11 protein-coding genes are annotated in these 11852 nt (G+C 74.1%); 2 read left to right on the top strand and 9 right to left on the bottom strand.

The features are described from left to right. Positions 1 to 83 precede the first annotated feature (83 nt). Positions 84 to 1775: a phenylacetic acid degradation protein PaaN gene (gene paaN, locus ACFYW5_RS11235; RefSeq protein WP_389416675.1), complete on the top strand. Its 1692-nt coding sequence runs from the start codon at positions 84 to 86 to the stop codon at positions 1773 to 1775. Between the two features lie 69 nt (positions 1776 to 1844). Here the strand turns inward: paaN and ACFYW5_RS11230 are convergent, their stop codons facing one another. Genes ACFYW5_RS11230 through ACFYW5_RS11220 form a run of 3 tightly spaced genes read right to left on the bottom strand, consistent with a single transcriptional unit; the run spans position 1845 to position 4584 of the window. Further along, complete coding sequence (locus ACFYW5_RS11230) at positions 1845 to 2594, bottom strand: TrmH family RNA methyltransferase (RefSeq protein WP_389416674.1); 750 nt, start codon at positions 2592 to 2594, stop codon at positions 1845 to 1847. Continuing rightward, positions 2591 to 3880: an HTTM domain-containing protein gene (locus tag ACFYW5_RS11225; RefSeq protein ID WP_389416673.1), complete on the bottom strand. Its 1290-nt coding sequence runs from the start codon at positions 3878 to 3880 to the stop codon at positions 2591 to 2593. Before ACFYW5_RS11225 ends, ACFYW5_RS11230 begins: the two co-directional genes overlap by 4 nt. Continuing rightward, positions 3877 to 4584, bottom strand: coding sequence for a DUF5819 family protein (locus tag ACFYW5_RS11220; RefSeq protein ID WP_389416672.1), 708 nt, complete (start codon positions 4582 to 4584; stop codon positions 3877 to 3879). Before ACFYW5_RS11220 ends, ACFYW5_RS11225 begins: the two co-directional genes overlap by 4 nt. A 205-nt stretch (positions 4585 to 4789) precedes the next feature. On the opposite strand from ACFYW5_RS11220, the gene ACFYW5_RS11215 reads away from it, so the two are divergent. Continuing rightward, positions 4790 to 5923: an acyl-CoA dehydrogenase family protein gene (locus ACFYW5_RS11215; protein ID WP_389416671.1), complete on the top strand. Its 1134-nt coding sequence runs from the start codon at positions 4790 to 4792 to the stop codon at positions 5921 to 5923. Between the two features lie 47 nt (positions 5924 to 5970). Here ACFYW5_RS11215 and ACFYW5_RS11210 read toward each other — a convergent pair whose 3' ends face one another. The 6 genes from ACFYW5_RS11210 to pcaB form a co-directional block, all read right to left on the bottom strand. Next, positions 5971 to 6300, bottom strand: coding sequence for a rhodanese-like domain-containing protein (locus tag ACFYW5_RS11210; RefSeq protein WP_389417003.1), 330 nt, complete (start codon positions 6298 to 6300; stop codon positions 5971 to 5973). A 21-nt stretch (positions 6301 to 6321) separates the two neighbouring features. Next, complete coding sequence (locus ACFYW5_RS11205) at positions 6322 to 7161, bottom strand: hypothetical protein (protein WP_389416670.1); 840 nt, start codon at positions 7159 to 7161, stop codon at positions 6322 to 6324. 71 nt (positions 7162 to 7232) lie between these two features. Next, positions 7233 to 8657 (bottom strand): DUF2252 domain-containing protein, encoded by a 1425-nt coding sequence (locus tag ACFYW5_RS11200; protein ID WP_389416669.1) that lies wholly within the window; start codon positions 8655 to 8657, stop codon positions 7233 to 7235. A gap of 157 nt (positions 8658 to 8814) precedes the next feature. Continuing rightward, positions 8815 to 9090 (bottom strand): hypothetical protein, encoded by a 276-nt coding sequence (locus ACFYW5_RS11195; RefSeq protein WP_389416668.1) that lies wholly within the window; start codon positions 9088 to 9090, stop codon positions 8815 to 8817. 34 nt (positions 9091 to 9124) lie between these two features. Beyond that, positions 9125 to 10117, bottom strand: a complete 993-nt coding sequence (locus ACFYW5_RS11190; protein ID WP_389416667.1) for an alpha/beta fold hydrolase — start codon at positions 10115 to 10117, stop codon at positions 9125 to 9127. A 218-nt stretch (positions 10118 to 10335) separates the two neighbouring features. Next, positions 10336 to 11778, bottom strand: a complete 1443-nt coding sequence (gene pcaB / locus ACFYW5_RS11185) for a 3-carboxy-cis,cis-muconate cycloisomerase (protein ID WP_389416666.1) — start codon at positions 11776 to 11778, stop codon at positions 10336 to 10338. Positions 11779 to 11852: the final 74 nt, after the last annotated feature.

Genomic DNA, 11852 nt, shown 5'->3' with positions numbered 1-11852 from the left:
AACTCTCGATGGCTCTTCCTGCCCATGTTTCTGCCCGGTCATGAACTCGACGGAGAGTTCTTGAGACGAGGAGTTGGTCCCGCATGGCCACCGCCCTGACCCCCCACGAGCTGATCGCCAAGCACCGGCCCACCCTCGACCAGGCGCTCGAAGCCATCCGCACGCGCGCGTACTGGTCCCCGCACCCCGAGCACCCCAAGGCCTACGGCGAGAACGGCAGCCTGGACATGGCGGCGGGCAAGGCCGCCTTCGACGCCCTCCTCGGCACCCGGCTCGACCTCGGCCAGCCCGGCACCGACGACTGGGTGGGCGGCGAGGTCTCCCCGTACGGTCTCGCGCTCGGCGTGGAGTACCCGCACGCCGACGTGGACGTGCTGCTGCCCGCTATGAAGGCGGGACAGCGGGCCTGGCGGGACGCGGGCGCGGAGACCCGCGCGGTGGTCTGCCTGGAGATCCTCAAGCGAATCAGCGACCGCACCCACGAGTTCGCGCACGCGGTCATGCACACCTCCGGACAGGCGTTCATGATGGCGTTCCAGGCGGGCGGCCCGCACGCGCAGGACCGCGGCCTGGAGGCGGTGGCGTACGCGTACGTGGAGCAGGTCCGCACGCCCGAGAACGCCGAGTGGACCAAGCCACAGGGCAAGAAGGACCCGCTCGCGCTGACCAAGGCGTTCACGCCGGTGCCGCGCGGGATCGCGCTGATGATCGGCTGCAACACCTTCCCGACCTGGAACGGCTACCCGGGCCTCTTCGCCTCGCTGGCCACCGGCAACGCCGTCCTGGTCAAGCCGCATCCGCGCGCGGTGCTGCCGCTCGCGCTGACCGTCCAGGTCGCGCGCGAGGTGCTGGCCGAGGCCGGGTTCGACCCGAACCTCGTGGCGCTCGCCGCGGAGCGGCCCGGCGAGGGGATCGCCAAGACGCTCGCCCTGCGCCCCGAGATCCGGATCATCGACTACACCGGCTCGACCTCCTTCGGCGACTGGCTGGAGACCAACGCCCGGCAGGCGCAGGTCTACACGGAGAAGGCCGGGGTCAACACGGTCCTCGTCCACTCCACCGACGACTACAAGGGCATGCTGTCCAACCTGGCGTTCTCGCTGTCGCTGTACAGCGGGCAGATGTGCACGACGCCGCAGAACCTGCTGATCCCCCGGGACGGCATCCGCACGGAGGACGGTCCGCGGACCTTCGACGAGGTCGTCGCCGATCTCGCCCGCTCGATGGAGGGCCTCCTCGGTGACGACGCCCGCGCGAACGCGCTGCTCGGCGCGATCGTGAACCCGGACGTCAAGGCGCGCCTGGAAGCCGCGGCGGGCCTCGGCGAAGTCGCCCTCGCCTCCCGCGAGGTGACCAACCCGGACTTCCCGGACGCGGTGGTGCGCACGCCGGTCATGGTCAAGCTGGACGGCGCCAAGCCGGACGACGAGGCCGCGTACATGAGCGAGTGCTTCGGCCCGGTCTCCTTCGCGGTGGCGGTGGACTCGGCCGGCCACGCGGTGGAGCTGCTGCGGCGGACGGTCCGGGAGAAGGGCGCGATGACCGTCGGCGCGTACACCGTCGACCCGGAGGTCGAGGAGGCCGTGCGGGAAGCCTGTCTGGAGGAGGCGGCGCAGTTGTCGCTGAACCTGACGGGCGGGGTGTACGTGAACCAGACGGCCGCGTTCTCGGACTTCCACGGGTCCGGTGGCAATCCTGCCGCCAACTCCGCCCTCACCGACGGTGCGTTCGTCGCCAATCGGTTCCGGGTTGTCGAGGTGCGGCGGGAGGCCTAGGAGCTCGGGGGGACGGTGGATTGCGCGGCCGGCTGTTCGTCGTGGCTTGTCGCGCAGTTCCCCGCGCCCCTAAAGGGGCGCTCTCGTGCCCGCGCTCCAATGGAACAGGGTCATCCCTACGCTCGTCGCCAGGTTGTAGCTGGAGACCTGGGGGCGCATCGGCAGGGACAGCAGGTGGTCCGCACGCGCGCGTACCTCCGGTGACAGGCCGCTGCGCTCCGAGCCGAAGGCCAGGACGGCGTCGTCCGGGAGCCTGACGTCCCGGATGTCGTCGCCCTCGGGGTCCAGGGCGAACAGGGGGCCCGCGGGGAGTTCGTCCGCCGTCAGGCGTTCCACCGCGGTCGCGAAGTGCAGGCCGGCGCCGCCGCGTACGACCGTGGTGTGCCAGGGGTCGAGCGTCCCGGTGGTGATCACTCCCGTCGCCCCGAAGCCCGCCGCCAGGCGGATCACCGCGCCCGCGTTGCCGAGGTTGCGCGGGTGGTCGAGGAGCACGACCGGGGCGGTGCGCGGGGTCCGGGCCAGCAGTTCCAGGTTGGCCGCGCGGGACGGCCGTAGCGCCAGTGCCGCCACGGCCGTGGGGTGCGGGCGGGGGACCAGGGAGCGGTACGTCTCCTCGGGGACCTCCGTGAGGAGGGCGGCCAGGGTGTCCGTCACGTCCGGGGCCAGTTCGTCGGCCAGGGCGAGGGCCGCCTGCCGGTCCACGGCCACCGCCACCGGGACCCGGGCCGCGAAGCGCACCGCGTGCTTGAGGGCGTGGAAGCCGTCGAGCAGCACGGCGGTGTCGGCGAGGCGGTGCCAGGTGGTGACGGGCGCGGTCATGACGGGGAGCCTACGTGGCGCGGCTCGGGGTTCTCCGGGCTGCGGGGCTCCGGGAGCGCCGTACCGCCGCCCTTGCCCCGCCGCGGCAGGCGGGCCGCCCGGGCGCCCAGGCGGCGCAGGAACGCCGTGGGCAGGAAGACCGCGTCCGCCGCGATCATCGCCAGGGAGAAGAACGGCAGGCCGAGGACGACCGCGATCACCGCGTGCTCCGTGATCATCGCGGCCAGCAGGACGTTCTTGACCCGCCGGTTGAACAGCGTGAACGGGAAGGCGACCTGGACCAGGACCGTCCCGTACGTCACCAGCATCACCAGGGTGCCGCTGGCCGAGAGGGCGTCGGCGAGGGCGGGCCAGGGGGAGAAGTAGTCCAGGTGCAGGGGGTAGTAGACGGCGGTGCCGTCCTGCCAGCGGGAACCCTGGATCTTGTACCAGCCGGCGGTGGCGTAGATCAGACAGGCCTCCGCCATGATCACCAGCAGGGCGCCGTTGTGCACGATGTTCCCGACGACGTCGAGCAGGATCCGCGGCTGGTCCGTCCGCGCCCGGCGCCCGACCAGCCACCACACGGCCTGGGCCGCCCACATGCCCCACAGGATCGCCGGTATCAGCCCCTGCCCGCCGACCCATGTCTCCAGGAAGGCCACTCCGACAGCGACCGCCCGCGCGGGTCCGGACCCGGCCTCGTCGGAGGGCCAGTCGTCGCCGAGCTTCCCGGTCAGCGTCGCCCCGGCCAGCACCAGCCCGAGCACGCCCCACAGCAGCGGACCCACCCGGTCCGTCACCCGCTCCCCCCGCGCGCGTGCCGCCCGTTCCCGGCCGGCCCTGCGCGCGTCCAGCGACCACACCTGGCCGCAGCGGGTGAAGACCAGGTAGATGCACATCAGGTGCAGGACGTTGTCGCCGCCGTCGCCCATGAAGACGGAACGGTTCTGGAGCGAGAGCACGCCGACCATGAACAGCACGGACGCCGTGCGGGTCCGCCAGCCCAGCAGCAGCAGGACGCAGGCGAGCACGGCGAGCGCGTAGACCGTCTCGAACCACAGCCGGCTGTCGGACCACATCAGCACCGAGAAGGCGCCGTTCATGTCGATCAGCCGCTCGGCGAGCCCGAAGCTCCAGGGGCCGTCGGGACCGTACAGCTCGTGGCGGTGGGGCAGCTCGCGCAGCAGGAAGAGCAGCCAGGTCACGGCGAAGCCGATCCGGACCACGGCCGTCTGGTACGGGCCGAGAGCGGAGTCCGTGACCCGGGCGATGCCGGCCGAGAGCGCGAGGGCGTAACGGTTCATGCCGGGTCCCCCTCGGCCTCGTCCGCGGGGACCTCCCACCAGGGCATCTCCCGGTAGACCGGCTTGTCCGACACCTGCTCCCGGCTCCACTCGGGCGGGCGGACGTGGGTGGTGGACGAGCGGAGCTGGACGCGCTCGACGACTCCGCCCGGTCCGGCCGCGTCCTCGCGGTCCAGGCGCAGGACCACGATCCGGCGCAGATACGACTCGGCCAGCTCGCCGCGCTCACCGACCGGGCGGTTGTCGCTGCCGTGGGTGGCGAGCAGGAAGTCCCAGGCCCGGCGCAGTTCGTTCTGCTGGGTGTGGCTCGGCAGCAGGTTGCCGTCGATGTCCCGGCCGTCGCGGGCGGACAGGTCGTACCAGCCGGTGGTGCGCATCTCGCCGTACGGCTCGCGGATCTCGGCGCGGGCCTGGACGGCGATGTTCTGCTGGAGCGGGTTCGGCGCGAACAGCTTCCAGTTCTGCTCGAACTCCGGGTAGATCCAGTCCTCGATGGCCGAGCCGTGCTGCTTGCTGACCGTGTTCGAGGGCGCGACGTGCAGGAAGACCATGCCGATGTGGACACAGACGGCCACCGCCACGACCGCGAGGGCGAGGGCGGCGGCGATCTGGTAGCGGAGCCTGAGGGCGGCCACACCGGTCCGGGGTCCGGGCGCGGGCGGCGGCCCGTGGCGGGCGTCGCCCGCTGCGTCGTACGCGTCCATTGCGCCCCGTCTCCCGATGCCGGTCCCCGACAGGGCGTGCCCCGGACGGCCCTGCTCGGGGTGACACCTTACGGCGCCCGGCTCACGACGGGGTCACGTCCGCCGAGCGGTCGGTAGGTGCCCTGTCCGTACCGTTCCCTTCTGCTGGAACGTGTTCTATCTTGACGCTCCGTCAGATCTCCGTGGGCGCGGGAGGGCAGGGACCGTGGACTTTTCCTTCACCGAGGAGCAGCAGGCGGCGGCCGAGGCGGCGCGGGGGGTGTTCGCCGGGGTCGCGCCGGACGCCGTGCCGAGTCCCGCGCTCACCGCGGGCGCCGTGGCGGAGGACTTCGACCGCGCGCTGTGGGCCCGGCTCGCCGACGCCGACCTGCTGAGCCTGCTGCTCGCCGAGGAACACGGCGGGGCGGGACTCGACGCCGTCGCGCTGTGTCTGGTGCTGCGGGAGGCGGCGGGGGTGCTGGCTCGGGTGCCGCTGCTGGAGCACAGCGCGGCACTCGCGGTCCTCCAGGCGTACGGCGGTCAGGAGCTGCGGTCCGGGCTGCTCGCGCGGGCCGGGCGGGGGGAGACCGTGCTGACCGTCACCGCGCACGGGCGCACCGGGCACGACCCGGCGCAGCTCGCGGTGACCGCGCGACGCGACGGCGCCGAGTGGGTGCTGGACGGTGCGCAGACGGCCGTGGCGTGGGCCTACGACGTGGATCTCGTCGTCGTACCGGCGTCCGCGGACGGGGACCGGACCGTGCTCGCGGTGGTGTCGCCCGGGCAGGACGGGCTGGGGCTCGCCGAGCAGTACTCCACCAGCGGGGAGCGGCTCGGGGAGGTGCGGCTGGACGCCGTGCGGCTCGCGGAGCGGGACGTGGTGGAGGCGCCGGGGGCCTGGGAGCGGCTGCGGGAGCTGCTGACGGTCGGGACGTGCGCGCTGGCGCTCGGCCTCGGTACCCGGGTCCTGGGGATGACCAGCGAGTACACGGGCAAGCGGGAGCAATTCGGCCACCCGCTCGCCACCTTCCAGGCGGTCGCCGTGCAGGCCGCCGACCGGTACATCGACCTGCGGGCGATGGAGGCCACGCTGTGGCAGGCCGCGTGGCGGATCGCCGCGCAGGCGCCGGGGGCACTGCCCGTCGCCGGGGATGTCGCCGTGGCCAAGATCTGGGCCTCGGAGGGGGTACGGCGGATCGTGCAGACCGCGCAGCATCTGCACGGCGGGTTCGGGGCCGACGTCGACTACCCGCTGCACCGGTACCACGCCTGGGCCAAGCAGCTGGAGCTGGCGCTCGGCCCGGCGGCGGCGCACGAGGAGGCGCTGGGGGATCTGCTGGCGGCGCATCCCCTGAGTTGAACTGGGGGACTGGGGGACTGTGGGTCAGGGGGTTATGGGACTGGGGGTTACAGGACGAAGCCCGGCTTGCCGTCGTCCGTCACGACCGGTCGGCCACTCGCTGCCCAGACCTGCATGCCGCCGTCGACGTTCACCGCGTCGACGCCCTGCTGGACGAGGTACATCGCGACCTGGGCGGAACGGCCGCCGGAACGGCAGATCACGTTGACCCGGCCGTCCTGCGGGGCGGCCTCGGTCAGCTCGCCGTACCGGGCGACGAAGTCGCTGATGGGAATGTGCAGGGCCCCTTCGGCATGGCCCGCCTGCCACTCGTCGTCCTCGCGGACGTCCAGGAGGAAGTCGCCGTCCTTGAGGTCCGCGACCTCCACCGTGGGCACACCTGATCCGAAATGCATGACTCAGACGCTACCGGAGGGCGGGGCGAGCAGGTCCGCCAGTTCCGCCTCACGTGCGGAGACGTCCGACAGCAGCTGCTCGGCGATCTCCTCCAGCAGCGTGTCCGGGTCGTCCGGGGCCAGCCGCAACATGGAGCCGATCGCGCTCTCCTCCAGCTCACGGACGACGACCGTGAGCAGTTCCTTGCGCCGGGAGAGCCACTCCAGGCGGGCGTAGAGCTCCTCGGCGGGGCTCTGCGGGGGCTCCTCGGGGACCGGGCCCGCCGCCCACTCCTCGGCCAGCTCCCGCAGCAGGGCCTCGTCGCCCCGGGCGTACGCGGCGTTCACCCGGGTGATGAACTCCTCCCGGCGGGCCCGCTCGGCGTCCTCCTGGGCCAGGTCGGGGTGGGCCTTGCGGGCCAGCTCGCGGTAGAGCTTGCGGGCCTCCTCGCTGGGGCGCACCCGCTGCGGAGGCCGTACCGGCTGGTCCGTGAGCATCGCGGACGCCTCCGGGAACAGGCCTTCGCCGTCCATCCAGCCGTGGAACAGCTCCTCGACGCCCGGCATCGGCATGACCCGGGCCCGGGCCTCCTCCGCCTTGCGCACGTCCTCGGGGTCACCGGAGCGCGCCGCTCTGGCCTCGGCGATCCGGGCTTCCAGCTCGTCGAGGCGGGCGTACATCGGGCCCAGCTTCTGGTGGTGCAGCCGCGAGAAGTTCTCGATCTCGACGCGGAAGGTCTCCACGGCGATCTCGTACTCGATCAGGGCCTGCTCGGCAGCCCGAACGGCCCGCTCCAGCCGCTCCTCGGGCCGGGGCGCGGCCTCCTCGTCGGGCTGGGACTGCTCGGCTTCCGGGGTCGTCACCCGACCAGACTAGGCCACCGGTCGGGGGCGCCGGGCGGCTCGCCGATCCGCCCGGCTTCGGCCGGCGTGCCTCATATCCCCGTCTCCGCCGCGATCCTCCCCGCCCGCACCGCCGTCACCAGCTCCGCGTGGTCCGCCTCGGTGCGGTCGGCGTAGGTGACCGCGAAGGTGGCGATCGCCTCGTCCAGTTCCTCGTTCTTGCCGCAGTAGCCGGCGATCAGGCGGGGGTCGGCGCAGTGGCTGTGGGCGCGGGCGAGCAGCGCGCCGGTCATGCGGCCGTAGTCGTCCAGCTGGTCGGAGGAGAGGGCCGTCGGGTCCACGCTGCCCTTGCGGTTGCGGAACTGGCGTACCTGGAAGGGGTGGCCGTCGACGGTCGTCCAGCCCAGGAGGATGTCGCTGACCACCTGCATGCGCTTCTGGCCCTGGATCACCCGGCGGCCCTCGTGGTCCGCCGTCGGGGTGTCGAAGCCGGCCGTGGCCAGGTGCGGGACGAGGGCGGAGGGGCGGGCCTCCTTGACCTGGAGGACCAGGGCCTCGCCCCGGTGGTCGAGGAGGAGGACCACGTAGGAGCGGGTGCCCACGCTGCCGGTGCCCACCACCCGGAACGCCACGTCGTGCACCGCGTGCCGGGCCAGCAGCGGGAGACGGTCCTCCGAGACGGTCTCGGCGTACCGCTCCAGGGACGCGGCCACCGCGGCGGCTTCCTCGTCCGGGACCCGGCTCAGTACCGGCGGGGCGGCCACGAAGCGGCGGCCGCCGTCCGGTGTCGGCTCCGTCGACTTCGCCGCGAACCGGCCGCTGGTGTTGGAGCGGGCCTTCTCGGCGACCCGCTCCAGCGTGCCGAGCAGGTCATGGGCGTCGGTGTGGGAGACCAGCTCCTCGTCGGCGATGGCGTTCCACGCGTCCAGCACCGGGAGCTTGGCGAGCAGCCGCATCGTGCGCCGGTACGCACCCACCGCGTCGTGCGCGGCCTGGCGGCAGGTGTCCTCGGACGCGCCTCCCTCCCGGCCGGCCAGCACCAGCGAGGCCGCGAGCCGCTTCACGTCCCACTCCCAGGGGCCGAGCACCGTCTCGTCGAAGTCGTTCAGGTCGATGACCAGGCCGCCGCGCGCGTCGCCGTACAGGCCGAAGTTCGCCGCGTGTGCGTCGCCGCAGATCTGGGCGACGACCCGGGTCATGGGGGTGCGGGCCAGGTCGTGGGCCATCAGGCCCGCGGAGCCGCGCAGGAAGGCGAACGGGGTCGCCGCCATCCGGCCCACCCGGAGCGGCGCGAGCTCCGGGATCCGGCCGCGGTTGGACTCCTCCACCGCCGCCGTCGCGTCGGGGCGGGACAGGTCCAGTTCCAGGAGGGCGTGCGACGCGCGCGGGACGCGGTCCCGCAGCGCCTTGCCCTCCTGCTTGGCCGTGCTGTTCCCCGGCCACTCGGCGAATCCGGGCACCCGGGGAAGCCGCCGCTCGCCCGACTCCGTCGTCTCCTGCCCATCGGCGTCGCTCACACCGACCGCCTCCCCCCGTACCGGGGCCGTCCCCCGGCCCGCACGAACATCAACTCGTGCCGACGGTACAGCGGGGGAAGGCAAACGCGTCAGTCCCTGTGGACAACCGGGGTCCGGGCTTGTGGACGAGGCCGGGTCTGTGGAAAACCCCGTACCCCTATCGGGGTCCGGCCGGGTCTCCCCGCACGCTCAGGAACGCCGTGAACGCCTCGATCACCAGCCGCAGCGACGCCTCCACGGCCGCGTCGCCGTCCGGCGTGGCCGCCGGGCGGACGGGCACGGCACCCGGCTCCCTGCCCCGGCCGGTCTCCAGGTAGGCGAGGACGTCCTCGGCCCGCAGCGGTGCCCCGTCGGCGGGGCGGGGCAGGGCGTCGAGCAGACCTTGCAGGGTGTCGAGCAACTGCCGCCGTTCCGCGGCGGGTTCGCGATTCATACCGCCAGGCTGGTGAAGAGTGGTCAAGGACCGTTCAAGGCGCCGCCAACCTTTCGGGGCGCGGCTGGTCGGCGGTGGTGGCGAGGATGAAGCGGGCGACCGCCTCGGGTGCGTCGTGCATCGGAAGGTGACCGCATCCCGGCAGCACCTGCGCCACCGTTCCCTCTGGGAGTTCGTCGAGGAACCGGGCCTGCCCGGCCCGCAGGACGGCGTCCCGGGAACCGAACGCCACGCGCACGGGGACGTCGATCCCCCGGCCGCCGGTGAACCGCGTCGTGCTGACGGCCCGCCAAGTGGCCTCGAACCCCGGGGCCCGGGCCATGTCGCGGGCGGCGGCGCGGGCGTGGGCGTAGGGCACGCGCACGGGGCGGCCGTAGATGCCCGCGAGCAGTGCGGTGCGCGCGGGCGCGGTCCGCAGGAGGGGGGCCGCGGGGCCGGCCAGCCAGGGGGCGGCCCGGCGGCAGGAGCGCAGGAGGAGACGGGTGGTGAACGGGGTGGTGTCGCGCCACAGGCCCGCCGGGGAGATCAGGCTCAGGGTGCGGACCCGGCCGGACAGGGCCAGTTCCAGGCCCACCCAGCCGCCGAGGGAGTTCCCCGCCACATGGGCCGTCTCGATTCCCCGCGCGTCCATGAACCGTCCCACGGCCCCGGCGAGCTCCCGCGCGGTGGGCCGCAAGTCCGCCGCCAACGCGGGGCTGTCGCCGAAGCCGGGCAGATCCACGGCCAGCACCTCGTGCCGCGCGGTGAGCCGCCCGATCACCGGCCCCCAACACCGCCGACCACTCCCGATGCCGTGCAGCAGCAGAAGGGGAGCACCGGTGCCGTGCCGACTGTGCGCGAGGGCGGGAAGCGGCGCGGCGGCGCCCCGGCCCGGCTCCCCGGCCGCGGACGACTCCCGCCCCACACCCGAGGCCGCGCCCACCCCCCGGCCCGGCCCAAGGCCCGGCTCCCGCCGCAAGCCCGACGCAGGGGACGGCTCCCCGCCCGCGGCCGAGACCGGCTCCGAGCCCTCCACATCAGGCTCCAAGTCCGGCCTCCGCCGCACGCCCGAGGCCGTGGACGGCTCCCCGCCCACGCCCGAGACCGCGCCCACGACTCGGTCCAAACCCCGGCCCGAGCCCGGATCCCGCCACCGGCCCGCGGCCGTGGACGCCTCCTGGCCCGCTCCCGGCTCCGGGCCCGGCTCGCCCCCCGGACCCGCGGCCCAGCGCCATCGGCCCCGGTCCGCCGACCCCCCGCTGCTGGTCATGCCGCCGTCCGGGCGGGGCTTGGCGTCGGCACGGTGGCGGGGGGTCCGGCGGCCTCCGTTGCGCGGTCCACCAGGTAGGGGGCCGCTCCGAGGTACTGGGTGGGGTCCAGGAGTGCGGTGAGCTCCGCCGGGGTCAGGTGGCGGAGGATCTCGGGGGCCGTGGCCAGGACCTGGGCCAGGTCCGTTCCCTGGTCCGCCGCCTCGTGCGAGGCACGGGTCAGCAGGGACCGGGCCGCCGACTTTCCGAGCAGCGGGGTGAGGACGGCGGCGACCCGTTCGGAGACGATCTGTCCCCCCGTCAGGTCGAGGTTGCGGCGCATGCGTTCCGCGTCGACCGTGAGGCCCTCCAGCAGTTCCGCCGCCGTGTGCGCCGAGCCGCCCGCCAGCCGCAGGCACTCCCGCAGGGGCGCCCACTCCGCGTGCCAGGCGCCGCCCGAGCGCTCGTCCTCCGCGAGCATGGTGCCGTACAACACCGCGGCCAGCTGCGGCACCTGGAGCGCGGCCGAGCGCATCAGCGTGGCCAGCACCGGGTTCCGCTTGTGCGGCATCGCCGAGGACGCGCCCCGCCCGGCCACCGCCGGTTCGGTGACCTCGCCGACCTCGGTGCGGGCCATCGACTGGACGTCGACGGCGATCTTGCCCAGCGCGGACGTGAGGTAGGCGCACACCGCGCCCGTGTCGGCTATCGGCGTCCGCAGCACATGCCAGGGCAGCGCGGCCGGGGCCAGGCCGGTCTCCCGCGCGTACTCCTCGACCAGGCGGCCGGCGTAGTCGTCGCCGACGGGACCGGCGTGCTCCAGGTAACCGGCCAGGGTTCCCGCGGCGCCGCCCAGCTCGACGGGGAGGGAGGCGGCCAGTTCGTCCAGTCGGCGGCGGGCGTCGGTCACCAGCTGGAGCCAGCCCGCCGCCTTCAGGCCGAAGGTCGTGGGCACGGCGTGCAACGTGAGGGTGCGGCCCGCCATCGGGGTCGCCCGGTGGGTGCGGGCCAGGCGCTCCAGGGCCGCGACACAGCGGTCCAGGTCGGCGCGGACCAGGGCGGCGGCCCGCCGGACGACCAGCATGGTGGCGGTGTCCAGGATGTCCTGGCTGGTGGAGCCCCGGTGCACGTACTCGGCGGCGGCCGGGTCCTGCGCGGCGACCACGGTGGTCAGCGCCTTCACGAACCCGACGACGGGGTTGGCCGTCTCCCGGGCCGCACGGGCCAGCGCGACGAGGTCCAGGCGCTCGGGGTCCGCCGCGTCCACGATCGCCCGCGCCGCCGACCGGGGCACCGTGCCGAGCCGGGCCTGCGCCCGTACCAGTGCGGTCTCGGCCTCGACCATGGCCGCCAGCCAGGCCGCGTCGGACACCGCCGCCTCCACGGGCGTACCCGCCCGCACCGGGGACAGCAGCCCGGAGTCCAGGAGGGAGGAGGGCTCCGGGGAGAGTGGGATGGTCATGAGGTGGTCCTCTTCCGGTGATGGTCAGGGGGCTCCCGGAGCACCCGCGGCCCGCGCCGCCGGGCGCGGGCCGC

The sequence above is a fragment of the Streptomyces sp. NPDC002779 genome, from assembly GCF_042888685.1.
Taxonomy (GTDB): domain Bacteria; phylum Actinomycetota; class Actinomycetes; order Streptomycetales; family Streptomycetaceae; genus Streptomyces.
Note: the sequence above shows the minus strand (reverse complement) of the source record. Positions and strands in the feature narration are given on the sequence as shown.